The following is an 18852-nucleotide window of genomic DNA, read 5'->3' on the forward strand; positions in this document are numbered from 1 at the left end:
ACCAAATTTTAAAGAAGCTAGGCAAGCCAAACGATCTACAAGAAGAAAACGCCACCTCTATTGTCACCTACATCACTGAGCAAAATAAAAGCAAACTCTTACAAGAATTTGATATGCCACTCTACTACGAGAAATTCATCTTTTCTAATGGAGTTTTAAAAGAGTATGAATTTGGATTTGAGTATCTGTGATATTCCGCGGATCAGGATATTAATTCCATAGAGTAGCAAAAGATATTTTACGGCCTAAAAGCGTAGAATTTCTACTCTTCGTCCAAATTTATTTCAGGTAGTTTCTCTTCGGCAAAACTCTTATCTTTTTTGGCAGCTGACGCAACCTCACTCGCTTTTTTTAAAAGCCCGTCAAGCCCTTGTCTTGCCAAACGCTCATTTAGCTGCTCTGGCGTATCTTTTGTGCCGTCAAGATCACTAAAATCATCAAATTCTTCATCGTCTTCTTTTTGGATCTTTATCTCATAATCAAGCTTGCCATTAAGTCTAGCCAGCTCATCACTTATCGCAGTGCAAAAGACCTCAGTGTATCCTCTGTGAGCGCAGTTTTTGGCTAGAAATTCACTCATCACGTTTAGGTGATTTATATAGTCATCTTGCAAGATATTTGCCTGTAAAAGCTCAAATTTTAAAAAGAGCCAGTAGGTGTTAAGTACGTCGCTTTCGCAGTATTCGTTGATCTTATCAAGCTCACCTGCATAGTAGAGCTCAAGCACCTGATCACCGTGCACATCGTACTTGCCAGGTAAATTTAAGCTAGCGCAAAGTGTGTCAAGTTTTAGTCCTCTTACGCTTCCAAAATCGCTTATAAAATCAAGCAAATCAAGATGAAATTTGGGTGAATATCTAGCTCTATAGTTTTCCCATTTATTTTTATTTAGCTCTTTGTTTTCGCTCTCGTAATACGCCGCCGCGTTTAGGTTGTAGCGCATCGCACGCACCATTAGCATCGGTAGGTCAAAGCCACGGCCATTAAAGCTAACAAGCCTTGGGTTATAATCATTTATAAATTTTAAAAATTTAGCGATGATCTCACACTCGTCTTTGCCCTCCATCGTGCTAACTTTTAAAAATTTGCCATACTCATCAGCCATAACAGCAGAGATAGCCACGACTCTATGAAACATCACAGGCAAAAACTCACTACCACTGGCCTCTTTTTGCAGCGTCATCGCTTGCACGCTCACATCTTCATCGCTCCCATCAATGCCATAAATTTTTCTTATCAAATTTGCATCAGGTATCGTTTCACAGTCAAAGACACAGATGTAACTTTTCGCCATTTTAGCCCTTTTTTAAGCATTTTTTTTTAAAATCATACCAAAAATTTATATCTAAAGTGATCAATGCAAAACAAAAATCAACTAAAAATAGCCATCGTCAAACTCTCCGCTCTTGGGGATATCGTGCATGCAGCTATTGTGCTTCAGTTTATCAAAAAGCACTATCCAAATGCCCATATCACTTGGCTAGTTGATGCTCGTTTTGCAAGCCTTTTAAAAGATCATCCGCTTATCGACGAGCTAGTCGTTTTACCGCTTAAACAAAGCTTTAAACAAAGCTACAAGATACTAAAAACCCTTGGTAAATTTGACAAAGTGATCGATCTGCAAGGACTTTTTAAATCAGCCGTCGTAGCAAAAATAATAGGCAAGCAAACTTATGGCTTTAGCAGAGAGAGTGTCAAAGAAAAGATCGCAGCCAGGCTTTACAAGCATAAATTTAAAATTGATTACAACGAAAATATAATCATTAGAAATTTATCGCTTGTAGCTTTTGCTCTAAATTTTAGCTTTGAAGCAAGTGAAATTTTAGAAAAAGTACCTTGCTTTGAAGCAAGTGAAATTTATAAAAACGAAAGTGGTAAAAAACGCGTTTTGATCGCTGCCTTTGCAAGCGAAGAGAGCAAAATTTATAACAAATTTAAAGATGTGATCAGGCTACTTGATGGATGCGAAATTTGCCTTTGCTACGGAAGTGAGAGCGAGAAAGTAAGGGCTGAGGCGATCATCTCAGGTACCTCGGCAAAGCTACTTGAAAAACTTAGCATAAAAGAGATGATAAGCTTCATTACAAGATGTGATTTAGTAATTGGCAACGATAGTGGCCTAACACACCTTGCTTGGGCGATGAATAGGCCTTCTATCACACTTTTTGGCAACCGTCCCAGCCACAGAAATGCTTACATCACGGATAAAAATTTAGTTATAGATATGGGCAAGCAAATAGATGCCAGAAGTATCGATAAAAACGACTTTTGCATAAGAGAAATTTTTCCAGAAACGATTGCAAATTTTGCAAAAAGGCTGCTAAATGGATAGGCTCTATCTGGCTAGCTTTTATACTTTAAAATTTTTTATATTTTTACTGCCTAGCTCACTTAGAGATTTACTTGCTAAATTTTTAGCGTTTGCGTTTATGAAACTTAAAAAAAAGAGATTTCATATCGTTATGACAAATTTAAATCTTGCATTTGGTGAGTCAAAAACCAAGGAAGAGAAGCTAGAGATCGCTAAAAAATGTTACTACAACTTTGCAAAATATCTTGGTATAAATTTTATCCTCAATCAAAACACGACAAAGCAAAAAGTGCTTGAAAAAGTTAGTTTTAAAAATGAGCATAATCTGCTTGAAGCGCTTAAGCTTGATCGTCCGATTATCGTGACGACCGCGCATTTTGGGCAGTGGGAGCTTTTTAGCTTAGCAATGGCTGCTCGTTTTGGTGCAGTCTCAGTACTTGGTAGAAAGCTTGATAGTGGCGTCATGAATGAAATTTTAAAGGCGAACAGATCGCAGTTTGACGTGGAGCTCATTGACAAAGATGGCGGTGCAAAAGATATTTTAAAAGCGCTAAAAGCTAGGCGAATAGTGGGAATTTTAGTCGATCAAAATACCGCTCCAAAAGATGGCATAAAGGTGAAATTTTTTGACAAGGATGTGCTTCACACACCAGCTGCAAGCGTGTTAGCTCAAAAAACAAACGCACTAATAATTAATGCATTTATCTATCAAAAAGATGAAAATATAAGTGAAATTTGCTTTTCGCCAGCCATTGATATAAATAAATTTGACAAAGAAGAGGCGGTGCAAAAAGTAACGCAAATGCAGTGCAGCGCGTGCGAAGAGGTGGTTAGAGCAAGGCCTGAGGAGTACTTTTGGTTTCACCAAAGATTTAAGAGATTTTACGAAAAAGAGTATGAATGCTAAGCGTTGTCATCTTAACTTTTAACAGCGAAAAATACCTAAAAGAGGTGTTAGATAGCGCTAAATTTGCTGATGAGGTCATCGTGGTTGATAGCGGCTCAAAAGATAACACAAGGCAAATTTGTGATGGCTTTAGCAACGTGGAATTTCACGAGCAAGCTTGGCTTGGATTTGGCGCGCAAAAGCAAAAGGGTGTGGATCTAGCCAAAAACGAGTGGATCTTTGTGCTTGATAGTGATGAGGTGATCACGGATGAACTTAAAAACGAGATCATAGATACGCTAAAAGAGCCAAAATTTATGGCCTACAACGTAGCTAGGCTAAATTTTTTCTTTGGCAAAGCGATCAAAAATATGGGGCTCTATCCAGACTACACAGTGAGGCTTTTTAACAAAAATTTTGCCAAATTTGATGGCAGAGCTGTGCATGAAAAGGTCGTTTTAAATGACGGCTCACAAAGGCTTGGCGCGCTTAAAAATCACTTCTTACACTATGCATATGAGAGCATCGAGCAGTTTATAGCTAAGCAAAATCGCTACTCAAGCATGGGCGCAAAAAGAAATTTACTAAAGGCGCTTACAAGCCCAGCGTGGACATTTTTTAAGCTTTATGTGCTAAAAGGTGGCTTTAAAGAGGGCTTTGCCGGCTACATCATAGCTAGACTTTACGCTCAGTACACATTTTGGAAATATATAAAATGAAAATACTTATAATTAAATTTAGGAACATCGGCGACGTGCTTTTGACTACGCCTCTTATTGAAAATTTGCACCACTACTACCCAGACGCGACCATCGACTTTGCCTTAAACAAAGGCACAGAAGCGATGATAGAAGGAAATCCTTACATAAATAAAATTCACATTTACGATAGGCAAAGTGCAAATTCTGGCTTTTTTAAAAAGCTAATTACTGAAATAAAATTTATAAAAGCCATCAAAAAAGAAAAATACGATATGGCTGTGCAAACGACCACTGGAGACCGCGGCGTCATAATCTCAAAGTATGCCAAGATCAAAAAGATAGTCGGCTTTTTAGGCAAGCACAAGGCGATAAACAAGCTTTTGAGCGTAAAGGCAAAATACTATGAAAATTTCTCCCACACGGTTGATCTAAATTTAAATGCGCTAAGAGCTTTGGGCTTTGAGTCAGTGAGTAAAAAGGTGAGTGTATTTTCGGACGAGAGCGTGGAGCATCTAAATTTACCAAAACGCTTTGTGCATATGCATCTAACAAGCCGCTGGATGTTTAAATGTGCAAACGATGATAGCATGGCAGATCTCATTGACTACTGCGAAAATGAGCTTGGTGTAAAGGTCGTGCTAACAAGTGATAATAAAGAAAATGAACTTGAAAAGCTAGCAAGCGTACTAAAAATTTGCAAGAGTGAGCCCATAAATTTAGGTGGCAAGCTAAATTTGAAACAAACGATCACCCTATCAAAGCACTCAAGCCTTTTTATCGGTGTTGATACAGCTATCATGCACATTGCTGCAGCAAATGACGTGCCTGTGATCGCTTTTTTTGGTCCAAGCAATGCTTTTGAGTGGGGGCCTTGGGATAACTCACTCATGGAAAATGGCTACACAGCGCAAAATGGCATTCAAAGCATGGGCAAACATACTGTTTATCAAAAAGACTGGGACTTTGTGCCTTGCGATAAAGAGGGCATAGCAAAGCATGGCATAGAAAAGACCTTGATGGATTTTAGCGACGAAATGCCAAAGATAAAAGCCAAAATAAAAGAAATTTTAGGATAGGCAGATGAATATTCTTCACACACAGACACTTTTTAACTGGGGTGGCGAGCAAAATAAGACGCTAAATGAGATGCGTTTTATGCGTGAGATGGGTCACAATGTCATACTTTTTTGTAACCCAAACTCTCAGATAGAAAGCATTGCAAAAAAAGAAGGCTTTAGTGTTATAGCACAAGAGATGAATAAGAAAAATTTTCATAAAAGCGTGCCAGCACTTTGCAAAGCGATAAGCTCAAACAAGATAGATATCGTAATCACACATGGCTCGACTGATAGCTGGGTTGGGGCAATTGCTGGGCTATTTTACAGAAGCAAAGGCGTTAAATTTTACAAGGAAAGGCATAATCTTTTTCCTATAAAAGGCTTCGTTTCAAAACTAATGCACAAAAGACTATTTAATAAAATTTTATACATCTCAGATAGTGTCAAAGAGTACCTGCTAAGCATCGGCGTTAGCAAAGATAGGCTCTTTTTTATGCCAAGCACGGTTGATGTTGAAAAGATTGATAGTATAAAAAGCACTTTTAGAGATGAGTTTCATGTCACAAAAGATGAGCTAGTCATCGGTACTTTCACCTCTCTTTACCGCAAAAAAGGAGTCTTTGACTTTGCAAATGCCGCAAAAGAAATTTTAAAGACAAAGGATGCGACTATTGTATTTTCTGGCAACATTAGCGACGGCACAAAAGAGCAGATCGCCTCTATGTTTGATGAAAAAGACAAGATCATCTTCACTGGTTTTAGAAATGATGCGGCAAATGTTATAAAAAGCTTTGATATCTACGTATTTGCCTCGCACTCTGAGGGGCTTGGTACGGTATTGCTTGAAGCAATGAGCTCAAAAGTACCTATCGTTGTCTATGACAACGCGCCGATGAACGTGCTAGTTAAAGATAAAGAGCGTGGACTTTGTGCTAAAAATTTAGATGAAATTTCGCTAAAAGAGGGCATTTTGGAGCTGATAAATGAGCCTGAAAAAGCCAAAATTTACTCACAAAACGCCTTTAAATTTGTGGATGAGAACTTTAGCCATAAGGCGCTAAAAGAAGCTATTAAAAATTTACTGGAGCAAAAATGAACTACCCAGTTTGTGTGCTAACGATGCACCACTGCAACAACAATGAAAACGACTTTGCCATAAGGCCTGAGCTATTTAAAAAAGCGCTTCTCATGGCGCTTGATGAGGGCTATAAATTTATAAATTATGCCCAGTTTAAAGATATCGTTGCTGGTAGGTCAAAAGCTCTCAAAAAGAGCATTTTGCTAACTTTTGATGATGGATATTTTGACAATTATAAATTTGCATTTCCTATCTTAAAAGAGCTAAATATCCCAGCCGTTTGCTTTTTGATAACAGATAAGATCAAGGATTTTAAAAGGCAGGATTATGATTTTTCGTTTAAAAAACACAAAGAGATTGACTACGACAAAGATGCGGAGTATTTTTTAAATTTAGACGAGATCAGGCAGATGCAAGAGAGTGGCCTTTTTGAGTTTGATAGCCATACAGCGAGCCACTTTTCTTGCAAAAGTAACGATGAAGAAAAATTAAGAGAGGAATTTTCTAGCTCGCTGGCTAAGATAAAAGAGCTATTTCCTGAAAAACAAGAATTTGGCTTTTGCTTTCCAAAAGGGCACTTTAACGAGCTTTCACTAAAAGTTGTGAGAGAGTATTATGACTTTGCTTTTAGTGTGATAGATGGCGGATTTTGCGTAGGAGATGATAAATTTAAGATAAGACGTATTGATATCTCAAACAATGCAAAGAGCGAGAGTGATTACATTTTTAGAGTCAAAAAGAAGCTTTTTATCTATTCTACACCAGTGCTAGGAAATTTATATTCAAATTTTAGAAATAGAGGCTATAAATAATGCTTGAAGCATTAAACGAGGCTTGCAAAGAAATTTTAAAAGATAAAAAACGAGCCTTAATCGCTCTTACTGGGCTTCACGGCAGTGGCAAAAGCACACTTGGCAAAGAACTAAGGCGGAAAAGGTTTTGGAGACTTTAAACCGCATCAGATCGCTGTCATAGACGATGGCGTAATGAGCGTAAACCTCTTTCTTATGCGCACGAGAGTAAAAATAAAGAGCGATCAAAAAGATGAGCTAAGACCATTTTAAATTTATCATGCCATTTGTAAAGGTTGTGATCTACGCAAGTGCCAACCCTCTTGCACGCATCAGCAAATGCGATATACTTTGTGTTTTAAATGCTGATGAAGAAGCTCGAATAGCCGGAATTTATAAGAGAAACTCCGGTGAAGATCCAGACAACACTCAAAAGCATATATACACAAATGAGCTTGATCTAGCAGGTCTTGAGTATAAATTTAAATTAGAGTTAAAATCGCCAATAAAGCGAAATATTTATAAAATCACTGGAGTAAAAAGTGAACTATCCTATCTATGTTATATCACTAAAAAGAGATGAAGAGCGTAGGCAAAATTTACAAAAACAATTTAACAGATATGATGAATTTAAAATAATAGACGCAGTTGATGCTAAAAATTTTAGCGTCAATGAGTACTACAAAGCCATGATAGATTGCCTACTAAAATCATGCGACGAAAAGTATAAATTTAAAATACCACCATTAGTAGCAACTCCGGGTGAGCTAGCCTGCACAATGTCACATATAAAAGCCTATGAGGATTTTTTACAAAGCGACGCGGAATTTACTTTAATATTAGAGGATGATGTTATTGGAAATGACGAACTAATAAATGAAGCCTTTTTGCTATGCAAAGATATAGGTAGGTATAGTATTTTGATATGCGGTGTGCAAGATGGTTTAAATAGTAGGTTTCGTGCTTTTGGTAAAAAAATAAAAGAAAATTTATATCTTATCTCACCATACTCATATAGTAGTATTTATAGGACAGCAGCCTATATCTTAACAAGAAAAAGTGCAAAATCTCTACTTGATTTTTATAAAGATGGTCTTTATGGGGCCGATAAATGGGAGGCTATTTTAAGAAATACTGAACTTAAAATGTACTTTAGCAATATCTTTTCTCATCCAGACGAGCTTAACAACTCTACTTTAGAGATGCAAAGAAAGCAAAAAGAGAAGATAAATTCTCTTTTTAAAAAATATAATAAAAATTTTTCATACAAGGTTTCAAGATTCTACGAGAAGCATATAGCCAAAAATGAGAAAATTTTTACCAAATGATTTAAACCACTAAGACCTTATAGCCGCGTAGATCGAGCCTAAAATATCATTTTGATATATAAACATAGTCTTTTTTAGCCACTTTTCATCACGTTTTGTAACAATGCGCTTTATCTCTTCAAGATTGCCATCAGCTTTATTAATGCCACGTTTTGTAGTGAAAAACGCGTTGTAACCGTGCTTTTTAGCAGTGCTTAGATACTCTTCGTTATATTTGCCACGCGGCCAGCAAAGTGCGTCGTCATCAAAGCCAAAATTTTTCTTCATAAATTCACGGCAAAGGCCAAATTCCTCGTCCAGACTAAGCTGCCCAAAGTAGCCATCAAAATGTCCATGCGTATGCGAGTGAAAATAAAAGCATTCCCTCATCTTCTCGATCTGCTCTAAATTTAATATCACATCTTGCGGCCTACTTGGAGCAAGCCTCTTGCACTCGTTGTGATCGACATTTAAAAAGCTAGCAGGCCTCATCTCGTGTGCCTTTTGTGCCGCTTCTATCCAGCCAGTAATTATAAAAATATTTGCCTTTAGCCCAAATTCCTTCACAATAGGATAGGCATAAATGTAGTTATCCATCCAACCATCATCAAATGTTATACAAACGCTCTTTTTTGGCACCTCGAGCTCGCCTTTTTTATAAGCGATAAACTCATTTATACTTAGCGTTTTATAGCCATTTTCAGCCAGAAATTTCATATGCGATCTAAACTCATCCACGCTACTAGCGATAAAGCCGCTCTTTTCAAGCACGTGGTGATACATCAAAACCGTTACGCTCATTTTACAAGTTCCATATATAAATTTTGTGTGTTTTCTATCATTTTTTCGATGCTAAATGTCTCTTTTACATACTCTCTGCCAAACTCGCCCATCTGTTTTCTTAAATTTTCATCCAAAATGAGCCTTTCAAGTACCTTTTTTAGCCCCTCTTTATCGCCATTTTGAAATAAAAATCCACTCTTTCCGTCGCTTACTGCCTCGCCAAGACCACCCACGTCGCTTCCGATTGTAGCTAGCTTACACGAAGACGCCTCAAGCAGCGCCCCACCGATCGCCTCCATGTCTGAAGGTAGCACACAGATATCAAGTGAGCCCAAAAAATCACTCACATCGGTTCTATTGCCGAGCATAAAGATATTTTTTTTATCTTTTATATACTCTTTTAGATTCTCATTTTGAGGACCGTCACCTACGATAAAGAGAGCTGACTTTTCTAAATTTAGCTCATCAAATGCATCGATTAAGAGCTTATGATTTTTAGCTGCCCTTAGCACTGCCACGATACAAACACCCACTACATCGTCACTTAGGCCAAATTCTTTTTTCATATTTATCTTAAATTCTGGTGTGTACTTTTGCGTATCAATGCCAGTGTAAATTTTTAGCACCTTCTCTTTTTTCACGCCTCTTTTGATAAGATCAGCGCAAACTGAGTCACACACGCCGACTACTTTTGTACTTAGATTATAAGGCAAAGGCGATGTTATGGGCAGCTGCAAATGCCTAGTGCGAACCACGCTAACGCCACAAATTTTGCCCACTATAGCGCCTATTGTGCCGTCTTTGCCCGAGTGAGTTGAGATGATTTTTATATTATTTTGCTTTACAAATTTGCAAATTTTTAAAATTTCAAAGATATTGAAAGACTTTTTGAGATTAAACTCAACGAATTCACACTCTATTTGCTTCTCAAAGCTTTTTGAGCCAGGATTTAGCCCATAAAAAACCTTAAATTTGCTCTTATCTAGTCCATTTATCACACGCTGTGTGCGGTGTTCCTGTCCACCAAATCCAAGAGAGCTTTCAAGCTCAAGTATATTTATCATCTTCTACTCTTTAAATTCTTTCATTTTTTTATTTGACAAAAAGCCATTTATTGTATTAAAGATTTTTAAAATTTTTGATACATTTTCGTATGATTTTACATTTTTTAGCACTTTAAGCAAAATTCTCTGTTTTAGTCTAAGTTTTGAAAAACCAACTGAGTTTATAATGCTATCAATATCTTCATAAAAAAGATCAAGTGCCTTTACATAGCTACTATTGTTTAGATTTGGTCTCGCCGAAATAGCTGGCATATAGACGCTTTTTATCTTTCTAAATTCTAGATCAGGCACCATTTCAAGAGCTAAATTTTTGTTTTTTAAAATTGAGATTATATCGTCATAAACAAATTTATGATCCATCACAGCTTTTAGCTTTTCAAAACCAGCAGTGTTGTTATCTCCGATCTTATAATAATAAAATGCCTTATTTAGCTTTACAAGAGTTTTTGAAGCGATAACATTTCTCACTACAGTGTGAAAATCTTCAGCTTGCGTGATCCCAACTGGAAATAAATTTTCTTTTAAAATTTTAGTCCTAATCGCCTTGTTTGCCGCATTATGCAAGACTTTGTTATGCCTTGAGGCTAAAAGCCTTTTTAGATACTCGTTTTTATTGATTACGCCATCCTCTTTTGTCTCAAAATCCTTAAAAAGGAGCTTTTTATGACCATAGACCTTACACATATCTGTTATCACTATGTCGGCATCAAATTTTTCTGAGATATCATAAACGCATGAAGCATAATCTTTTTCCACATAGTCATCAGCATCTACGCAGATAGTATATTTGCCACTAGCTAGCAATATACCGTCATTTCTAGCAGCGCTAACACCGGCATTGCTCTTTGTTTTTAATATTATTTTATCTTTATATTCTTCTAATATTTCTAGCGTATTATCAGTACTTCCATCATTAATAACTATAATCTCAATACCATCCATGTCTTGAGATATAAGCGAATTTAAACAATCCCTAATGTGCTCTTTTTTGTTAAAAACAGGCACTACAAAGCTTATTTTCACATCAGGCACGATACTTCCTTTTAATTTTTGTTTAATTGTATATTATTTTTAGTTCAGCAATGATAAAATGTCCACTTAAAATTTAAAGGATCTGCATGAAAAACGACATTGCCTCTAAGCTCTACAATCTCTTTTTAGTTATTGTCTTATTTACACTGCCGGTAACTGAGGGTTTAAAACAAATTTCACTCACACTTTTCGTCTTGGCTGGAATTTATATTTGCGTCAAAGAAAAAAGGCAATTTAAATTTGATCTCATAAATATCTCGCTTTTTATCTTTGTTTTGGCTACTTTTGTAAGCTGCTTGGTAAATGGAGTTTCTGCATCAAGAGCACTTGATCCGCTAAGGTGTATGCTATTTTTCTTTGTAGCCAGAAGTGTTGGCATAGAAAAAATAAATTTTAAATTTTTATTTTTTGCCTTATTTGCTGGTTTGATTGCTGCATTTATCCCTGCTTGTATAGAAAAATTCACTTCAAATGATCCTTTAGCACTTTTTGAGCTTAAATCAATAGGACACGTAAATCATAGTGCTATTTTTATGCTACTAGTTTTTTGTGTAGCATTAGTTTCGATAAATAGCAAAGAAATTTTTGAAAAGTATATAGGCATAAGTGTTGCCGGAATTTGCGTCCTTGGTATAATGATAGCTGGCTCTAGAGCTGCAATGTATCTTTTGCCAATCATTATTTTTACTTACTTGCTTTTTGAAATTTTAAATAAACAGATAAAAATAAAATTTTTACTAGGCTTGATAATTTTATTTGGTGTAATAGCTATTTCTTATATGTATATATCAACAAATATCACTCAAGATGATAGATTGTATAGTCAACTAACAAAGGGGGTTACTGGATCAGAGACTAGATATCCGATCTTTGCTAGCGCATTTTATACGTGGTTAGAACACCCTTTATTTGGGATAGGTTCTGGAGAGTTTAAGATCATTGATATAACAAAATATTTTCCAGGCAATGTTGAAGTTCATGTTAGTCACGCACACAATACCTTTTTAACATTTTTAACAGAAAAGGGCATCGTTGCCTTGCTTGCATATTTGGTATTTCAACTATTACTCTTTATAAAATTCATTAAAAATTTTAGACAAAATAGCATAGTTTTTCTTGCACTTTTAATGCTCATGGCTAATAATATAATTTCACTTGCAAATACAACATTTCACCATGAAAATGCACTTTTAATGCTACTATTTTGGGCCCTAGCTTTAAGTGCGATAGATGAAAAATCGACCTTAAAAATTAGCTAACGCTCCAACACGCCTCAACCGTTTTAAATTGTATAAAGAAACGGTTAAAGCAAATTTTTTATTTTTTCTTCATCTCCTCAAGCTCTTGTGCTAGAAATTCACCTGTATAGCTGCCAGTTTTTTTGTAGTTTTTGGCTACATCTTTTACATTACCGCACGTTATCACTTTACCACCCTTTGCACCACCTTCTGGGCCCATATCTACGATATAGTCGCAGTTTTTGATCACATCCATATTGTGCTCGATCACAAAGACTGAATTTCCAAGATCAACTAAGTGATTTAGCACCTTTACCAGCCTATCGACATCGGCAAAATGAAGCCCCGTCGTTGGCTCATCAAGGATATAAAGCGTATTTCCAGTATCGCTTCTACTAAGCTCTTTTGCTAGCTTCACACGTTGCGCCTCACCGCCACTAAGTGTGACTGCATTTTGCCCAAGTGTGATGTAGCCAAGCCCTACGTCTTGCAGCGTGGTGAGCTTTGAAGCGATCTTTGGCACAGCCTTGAAAAACTCAACCGCCTCATCAATGCTCATATTTAGCACCTCGGCAATGTTTTTGCCCTTGTATAAAATTTCTAAGGTTTGAGCATTGTATCTAGCGCCATTACAAACGTCACAAACTACGTTAATATCAGGCAAAAAGTGCATCTCAATCGTGATCTCACCCTCGCCTTGGCACTTCTCGCAGCGTCCACCTTTGACGTTGAAGCTAAAGCGCCCTATTTTATAGCCCCTAAGTTTAGCTTCTTTGGTCTGTGCAAATAAATTTCTTATCTCATCCATCACGCCAGTATATGTCGCTGGATTTGAGCGTGGGGTGCGGCCGATCGGGCTTTGATCTAGGTATATGACCTTGTCTAAATTCTCAAGTCCACTTAAATTTACCCCAGCTATCTTTTTTACCTTTTTTGCTCTATTTAGCTGTTCCTGCGCCTCTGGAAGCAAGGTCTGAAGTATTAGCGAGCTCTTGCCAGATCCTGAAACGCCAGTGATACCTACAAGGTTTCTAAGCGGAAATTTCGCGGTTAAATTTGAGATATTATTGATATTTACATTTGAAATTTCGAGCCACTTCTCAGCTTTTCTATTTTTTTGATAGTCGATCTTTTTCTTACCATTTATATATAGGGCGGTCTGAGTGTCTGAGTTTAAAAGCTCTTTTGAGCTACCAGCAAAGACCACATTACCGCCAAATTTACCAGCTCCAGGGCCGATATCTACGATAAAATCAGCCTCCTCTATCGTCTTTTTGTCATGCTCAACGACGATTACGGAGTTGCCTTTGGCTTGCAAATTTCTAAGTGTTTTTATGAGCTTTAGCGTATCGCGCTCGTGCAGACCGATACTTGGCTCATCAAGCACGTACATGACGCCACTTAGCCCACTTCCTATCTGGCTGGCGATCCTGATGCGCTGTGCCTCGCCACCGCTGATCGTCCTAGCATCTCGCCCAAGCGACAAATAGCCAAGCCCCACGTCATATAAAAAGAAAAGCCTCTCGTTGATCTCTTTTAAGATAGGCTTTGCGATCGCCTTGTCATAGTCGCCAAGATAGGCGAAATTTTTCTCATTCGAGAAAAAAGCGGTGCAGTTTTCTATGCTCATATCTAAAATTTCACCAAGTCCAAGGCCAGCGACCTTGACCGCTAGACTTTGAGGCTTTAGCCTGTGACCGTTGCAAGCATCACAAATTTTCTCACTCATGTATTCATCAAAGTCCTTATAATCCTTCAAAAGCCCATGTGAAATTTTAACCACTCCATCAAATTTTCTAAGTAGTTTATTTCGCTTCCAAAAAAACTCAACTTCTTTGACATTTCCATATAAAACGAGTCTTTTTTCATCTTCGCTAAGCTCATAATAGGGCTTTTTGATATCTATGCCGTTTTGCTCACAAAAAGCAAGCAAAAATTTATAGTAATAGCTCATGTTATAGCCATAAAGTAGCTTGATAGCACCGTTTTCTATCGACTTTTCTTCATCGATGATCTTGCTCATATCTAGGCTATATCTTATGCCAAGTCCGTCGCAGTGCTCGCAAGCACCCTTTGGTGAGTTAAAGCTAAAACTAAGTGGCTCAAGCGGCGTAAATGAAATTTTACAATCAAAACAAGCCATGTGCTCGCTGTAATGTATAAAACTCTCTTTAAGCCCTAGTTCATCAGCATTTGCAATCTCTATCTCGACCTCGCCAAAGCTCTCATTTAGCGCCTTTTCCACGTCGCTTGCAAGGCGTTCGTGATTTTGTTCATCGATAGCGATCCTATCAACGATAACCTTTATCGTGTGTTTTTTCGTTTTAGCTAGCTCGATCTCCTCATCAAGCCTCACTACCACGCCATCTATCTGCGCCCTTACAAAGCCTTTTTGACGTAAATTTTCGATCAAATCCGCCCATGTGCCCTTTTTCTCACGCACTAGCGGCGCATAGATGATCACTTTTGCGCCAAGTGGGAGCTTTGAGATTTCGTTTATGATATCGCTTGCACTCATTTTTGAGATAGGTTTGCCACATTTATGGCAGTGCTGAACGCCGACTCTTGCGTACAAAAGCCTTAGATAATCATAAATTTCTGTAATCGTACCGACCGTTGAGCGAGGGTTTTTAGAAGTCGTCTTTTGATCGATCGCAATAGCAGGCGTTAAACCCTCGATCTTATCAACATCAGGCTTGCCAACGCGATCTAAAAACTGCCTAGCATAGCTGCTGAGGCTCTCCATGTACCTTCTTTGTCCCTCGGCATAAAGCGTATCAAAGGCTAGCGTGCTCTTGCCGCTTCCGCTAAGACCGGTAAAAACTACTAATTTATTTTTTGGAATTTTAAGATTTATATTTTTTAAGTTATGTTCTCTTGCACCAGTTATTTCAATAATATCGTTCATTAAATTTATACAACCTTTTTTAAATTTTAATCTGTAAATTTAGTCTAAAAGTGATAAAAGATTTATAAAGTAGTTTTTATAAAATTTAAGATCGTAGTTAAATTTAAGGGCTTATTTATATCATTTTCAGCTTTTTTTGATATTCTACGCCAAATTTTAATCTAAGGAGAAAAAATGTCTGTAAAAATAACTGATATATGCATAAGCTGTGGTTCATGTATTGATGAATGCCCAGTTTCAGCTATCGTTGATGATAGCGACAACCCAACTGGAGCAGATACATACTATGTTTATTCAAATAAATGCGTTGAGTGCGTAGGCTACAACGATGAGCCAGCCTGTGCATCCGCCTGTCCAACTGATGGTTGTATTGTATGGGACGCTGTTGTAGCGGGACAACCTTCACGCAATCAGATCGGTGCTGATGCACGCAATGGTTCTATTCCAGTTATTCAATAAATTGATAAATTTTGGGCTCAATTTGAGCCTATTTTATTTTTAAGCTTTATTTGATATAATTGCCAACTTCAATTTAAATAACCTAGATTTGAGGAAAAATTTATGCAAAGAACACTTTCTATTATTAAGCCTGATGCTGTTAAGAAAAATGTTGTTGGAAAGATTATAGATAGATTCGAAAGTAATGGCTTAAGGATCGCAGCTGCAAAGAAAATCCAACTTAGCAAATGCGATGCAAAAGCATTTTACGCTGTTCATAAAGATAGACCATTTTTTAATGATTTGGTTGAATTTATGATTAGTGGACCAGTTGTGGTTATGGTACTTGAAGGTGAAAATGCTGTTGCTAAAAACCGTGAGCTTATGGGTGCTACCAACCCAAAAGAAGCAGCTCCTGGCACTATAAGGGCTGACTTTGCCGATAGCATTGATGCAAATGCAGTTCACGGAAGTGATAGTCTAGAAAATGCTGTGAATGAAATAAATTTCTTTTTTGCTTCAAGAGAAATTTGCTAATTTTAGGTCAAGAAAATTGATTATATCTTTTTCTAAAATAGCAAACAAAGATATAAGCTTTGAGCTAGTAGGAAATGATAATTTAGTTTTTATTGGAATTTTAAAAAGAAAAGACCCTTTTTTGGTAAAATGTCAAGGTAAAATAAAAGGGAATATAAATTATGTTTGCGATCGATGCGGTGAAGCATTTATATTGCCTATCGATCAAGATGTAGAGCTAAATTTAAGTGATGGTATCTATAAAGATAGCGAAAATGAGCTTAGCAATACGATGGAATTTTTCGATGGCAATATTAATTTAAAAGAAGTCTTTGAGAGCGAGTTAGAAGCTTTTAAAAGTGATTATTTCTATTGTGAAAAATGTAAAAATTTATAAAGGAGAGTAAAAATGGCAGTACCAAAGCGAAGAGTGAGTCATTCTCGTGCAGCAAAACGTAGAACACATTATAAAGTTACACTTCCAGTACCTGTAAAAGACAAAGATGGTTCTTGGAAAATGCCTCACCGTATAAACAAAACTACGGGTGAATATTAAAATATGATTCGCATTGCTATCGATGCTATGGGTGGTGATTTTGGTGCAGATCCTATAATATCTGGTGTTATTGATGCACTAAAAGAGACAGAATTTAAAGCTGTATTAGTTGGCGATAGCAATGTCATCAAACCACTCATTCCACAATCTTATTTAAAAAATATCGAATTTTTAGAAGCTAGCGAAGTTATCTCAATGGCAGATGGTGCAACTGATGCACTCAAGAGAAAAGATAGTACGATCTACAAAGCAATTGAACTCTTAAAAAATAAGGAAGTTGATGCTGTAGTTTCTGCTGGTCATAGTGGTGCAACTATGAGTTTAGCTACTCTAAGAATTGGTAGACTAAAAAATATTTCTCGCCCAGCAATTGCAACACTTATGCCAAATTCAAAAGAATCTGCTACTTTAGTTTTAGATGTTGGTGCAAATGTTGATTGCAGAAGTGAGCATCTGTTTCAATTTGCCATAATGGGTGAAGCCTATGCAAAAGAAATTTTAGGTAGAAAAGAGCCAAAAGTTGGTCTTTTATCAAATGGTGAAGAAGAAAGCAAAGGCAATGAAGTTAGCAAAGAAGCATTTAAATTAGTTTCTAGGCTTGATAGCTTTGTTGGCAATGCAGAAGGTAATCAAATTTTTGATGGCAGTATCGATGTAATGGTTTGTGATGGTTTTATGGGAAATATTCTTTTAAAAACTAGTGAAGGCGTTGCAGATGCTATAGGTAAAATTATCAAAAAACAAATTAAAAAATCACCTCTTGCTATAGCTGGCTCTGTACTCATGAGAAAAGTTTTTAAAACGCTCAAAAAGCAGGTTAGCTATGACGAATATGGCGGTGCACCGCTTCTTGGTGTAAATGGTTGTGTTATCATAAGTCACGGCAAAAGCAATTCAAAAGCTATAAAGAATGCAATTTTTCAAGCAATAAAATTTGCTAATTCAAATATAAATAAAGTTATCGAAGAAGAACTTTCGCACTTTGCAAGGTAAAATATGCCAAAAGCTTCACTGATTTCTATCGCTTCTTATATTCCAGAAAAAATTCTAACAAATTTTGACTTTGAGAAAATGGTTGAAACAAGTGATGAATGGATAGTAAAGCGAACAGGTATTGAACAAAGGCATATTGCAACTAACGAAACAACAAGTGACCTTGGTACAAAAGCTGGTGAATTAGCTATAAAACGCTCAGGATTTGATAAATCTCAAATCGATGCAATCATCTGTGCCACAATATCTCCGGATCATCTTTGTATGCCTTCTACTGCTTGCAAAATAGCTGCAAATTTGGGTTTAAACTATGGAGTTACAGCATTTGATATAAGTGCAGCTTGTACCGGTTTTATTTATCTTTTAGAGCTTGCAAATTCTCTCATTATTAGCGGTGCTAAAAAGAATGTCTTAATCATTGGAGCTGAAAAATTAAGCTCTATTGTTGACTATACGGACAGAAGCACTTGTATACTCTTTGGTGATGGGGCAGGCGCGGCTGTAATTAGTAGCAGTAATGAGAATGAGATCATTGATATCCATACAGCAAGTGACGGTAAGCAAGCTGAACTTTTAATAACTCCAGGATGTGGGAGTGTATTTCCAGCCAGCGAGGAAACGCTAAAAAATAGACTAAATTTCATCCATATGAGTGGAAATGAAGTTTTTAAAATAGCAGTTCAAACACTTAGCAAAAGCGTAATAGAAATTCTGCATGCAAATAAAATGCAAAGCGAAGATATTGATTTTTTTATACCTCATCAAGCAAATATAAGAATAATAGATGCAGTAAAAAATAGATTAAATTTTAAAGATGAGCAATGTGTCTTGACTGTTGCTAAATATGGCAATACAAGCTCCGCTTCAATTCCGATGGCTATAAACGATGCCTATGAAGATGGACGCATCAAAAATGGTTCAGTTTTGCTTCTTGACGCATTTGGTGGCGGCTTTACATGGGGATCAGCGATTCTAAAATTTGGTGGAAAAAATTTTAGCGACTTACAATAATTACAGCAAGTAATCTTCTAAATTTTTAGTAACGCTTTTACTAATTTCTTTCAAACACTCTCATCAATAAAATTTTTAAAATTCAAATTTTTAACACTTTTAACAAAAATCCATTTTTTGTTTTTACTAATAACCCTAATTTTACTAAACAAAAATTTTTAAAATATGTTTAAACTAAATT

The 18852-nt window shown here is 36.6% G+C and carries 21 protein-coding genes; 16 read left to right on the forward strand and 5 right to left on the reverse strand.

Annotation, left to right across the window (positions count from 1 at the left end; genetic code table 11):
• Positions 1-262: 262 nt before the first annotated feature.
• Entirely contained in the window at positions 263-1294 is a 1032-nt protein-coding gene (locus CYO92_RS08625) for a 3'-5' exonuclease (RefSeq protein ID WP_103588487.1), read from the reverse strand.
• Positions 1295-1357: 63 nt separating this feature from the next.
• Between CYO92_RS08625 and waaC the strand changes: the two genes are divergently transcribed.
• The 9 genes from waaC (at position 1358) to CYO92_RS08665 (ending at position 8153) form a co-directional block, all read left to right on the forward strand.
• Complete coding sequence (waaC, locus tag CYO92_RS08630; RefSeq protein ID WP_103588488.1) at positions 1358-2332, forward strand: lipopolysaccharide heptosyltransferase I; 975 nt, start codon at positions 1358-1360, stop codon at positions 2330-2332.
• Positions 2325-3218 carry a lipid A biosynthesis lauroyl acyltransferase gene (locus CYO92_RS08635; protein WP_103588489.1) on the forward strand — a complete coding sequence of 298 codons (894 nt, stop codon included), beginning with the start codon at positions 2325-2327 and terminating at the stop codon, positions 3216-3218. Before waaC ends, CYO92_RS08635 begins: the two co-directional genes overlap by 8 nt.
• Positions 3212-3916 (forward strand): glycosyltransferase family 2 protein, encoded by a 705-nt coding sequence (locus tag CYO92_RS08640; RefSeq protein WP_103588490.1) that lies wholly within the window; start codon positions 3212-3214, stop codon positions 3914-3916. The genes CYO92_RS08635 and CYO92_RS08640 overlap by 7 nt, the downstream gene beginning before the upstream one ends.
• Positions 3913-4974: a putative lipopolysaccharide heptosyltransferase III gene (rfaQ, locus tag CYO92_RS08645; protein ID WP_103588491.1), complete on the forward strand. Its 1062-nt coding sequence runs from the start codon at positions 3913-3915 to the stop codon at positions 4972-4974. The genes CYO92_RS08640 and rfaQ overlap by 4 nt, the downstream gene beginning before the upstream one ends.
• Before the next feature lie 4 nt (positions 4975-4978).
• On the forward strand, positions 4979-6052 hold the full coding sequence (locus CYO92_RS08650) for a glycosyltransferase family 4 protein (RefSeq protein WP_103588492.1): 1074 nt from the start codon (positions 4979-4981) through the stop codon (positions 6050-6052).
• Positions 6049-6846, forward strand: coding sequence for a polysaccharide deacetylase family protein (locus CYO92_RS08655; RefSeq protein WP_103588493.1), 798 nt, complete (start codon positions 6049-6051; stop codon positions 6844-6846). Before CYO92_RS08650 ends, CYO92_RS08655 begins: the two co-directional genes overlap by 4 nt.
• A complete protein-coding gene (locus CYO92_RS09375) occupies positions 6846-6986 on the forward strand; it encodes a hypothetical protein (RefSeq protein WP_180997858.1) in 141 nt (46 codons plus the stop codon). Before CYO92_RS08655 ends, CYO92_RS09375 begins: the two co-directional genes overlap by 1 nt.
• A 119-nt stretch (positions 6987-7105) precedes the next feature.
• On the forward strand, positions 7106-7408 hold the full coding sequence (locus CYO92_RS08660) for a hypothetical protein (RefSeq protein WP_103588494.1): 303 nt from the start codon (positions 7106-7108) through the stop codon (positions 7406-7408).
• Positions 7368-8153: a glycosyltransferase family 25 protein gene (locus CYO92_RS08665; RefSeq protein WP_103588495.1), complete on the forward strand. Its 786-nt coding sequence runs from the start codon at positions 7368-7370 to the stop codon at positions 8151-8153. The genes CYO92_RS08660 and CYO92_RS08665 overlap by 41 nt, the downstream gene beginning before the upstream one ends.
• Positions 8154-8162: 9 nt before the next feature.
• Here CYO92_RS08665 and CYO92_RS08670 read toward each other — a convergent pair whose 3' ends face one another.
• The 3 genes from CYO92_RS08670 to CYO92_RS08680 are packed head-to-tail and all read right to left on the reverse strand — an operon-like array spanning position 8163 to position 11011.
• A complete protein-coding gene (locus CYO92_RS08670) occupies positions 8163-8933 on the reverse strand; it encodes a polysaccharide deacetylase family protein (RefSeq protein ID WP_103588496.1) in 771 nt (256 codons plus the stop codon).
• Complete coding sequence (locus CYO92_RS08675) at positions 8930-9979, reverse strand: glycosyltransferase family 4 protein (RefSeq protein WP_103588497.1); 1050 nt, start codon at positions 9977-9979, stop codon at positions 8930-8932. Before CYO92_RS08675 ends, CYO92_RS08670 begins: the two co-directional genes overlap by 4 nt.
• Positions 9980-9982: 3 nt before the next feature.
• Positions 9983-11011 (reverse strand): glycosyltransferase family 2 protein, encoded by a 1029-nt coding sequence (locus tag CYO92_RS08680; RefSeq protein WP_180997859.1) that lies wholly within the window; start codon positions 11009-11011, stop codon positions 9983-9985.
• 86 nt (positions 11012-11097) lie between these two features.
• On the opposite strand from CYO92_RS08680, the gene CYO92_RS08685 reads away from it, so the two are divergent.
• Entirely contained in the window at positions 11098-12270 is a 1173-nt protein-coding gene (locus CYO92_RS08685) for an O-antigen ligase family protein (RefSeq protein ID WP_103588499.1), read from the forward strand.
• Between the two features lie 58 nt (positions 12271-12328).
• Here CYO92_RS08685 and uvrA read toward each other — a convergent pair whose 3' ends face one another.
• Complete coding sequence (gene uvrA, locus CYO92_RS08690; protein WP_103588500.1) at positions 12329-15157, reverse strand: excinuclease ABC subunit UvrA; 2829 nt, start codon at positions 15155-15157, stop codon at positions 12329-12331.
• Positions 15158-15331: 174 nt separating this feature from the next.
• On the opposite strand from uvrA, the gene CYO92_RS08695 reads away from it, so the two are divergent.
• From CYO92_RS08695 to CYO92_RS08720, 6 genes are all read left to right on the forward strand, one after another.
• Entirely contained in the window at positions 15332-15616 is a 285-nt protein-coding gene (locus CYO92_RS08695; protein ID WP_103588501.1) for an NADH-quinone oxidoreductase subunit I, read from the forward strand.
• Positions 15617-15718: 102 nt separating this feature from the next.
• Positions 15719-16132: a nucleoside-diphosphate kinase gene (gene ndk / locus CYO92_RS08700; RefSeq protein ID WP_021091826.1), complete on the forward strand. Its 414-nt coding sequence runs from the start codon at positions 15719-15721 to the stop codon at positions 16130-16132.
• Positions 16133-16148: 16 nt separating this feature from the next.
• Positions 16149-16508 (forward strand): hypothetical protein, encoded by a 360-nt coding sequence (locus CYO92_RS08705; protein WP_103588539.1) that lies wholly within the window; start codon positions 16149-16151, stop codon positions 16506-16508.
• Between the two features lie 12 nt (positions 16509-16520).
• Positions 16521-16667: a 50S ribosomal protein L32 gene (gene rpmF, locus CYO92_RS08710; RefSeq protein ID WP_002942540.1), complete on the forward strand. Its 147-nt coding sequence runs from the start codon at positions 16521-16523 to the stop codon at positions 16665-16667.
• 3 nt (positions 16668-16670) lie between these two features.
• Complete coding sequence (gene plsX, locus CYO92_RS08715) at positions 16671-17660, forward strand: phosphate acyltransferase PlsX (protein ID WP_072594492.1); 990 nt, start codon at positions 16671-16673, stop codon at positions 17658-17660.
• A gap of 3 nt (positions 17661-17663) precedes the next feature.
• Positions 17664-18671 carry a beta-ketoacyl-ACP synthase III gene (locus CYO92_RS08720; protein ID WP_103588502.1) on the forward strand — a complete coding sequence of 336 codons (1008 nt, stop codon included), beginning with the start codon at positions 17664-17666 and terminating at the stop codon, positions 18669-18671.
• Positions 18672-18852 lie beyond the last annotated feature (181 nt).

This window comes from Campylobacter concisus, from assembly GCF_002913715.1.
GTDB classification, from domain to species: Bacteria; Campylobacterota; Campylobacteria; order Campylobacterales; family Campylobacteraceae; genus Campylobacter_A; species Campylobacter_A concisus_AG.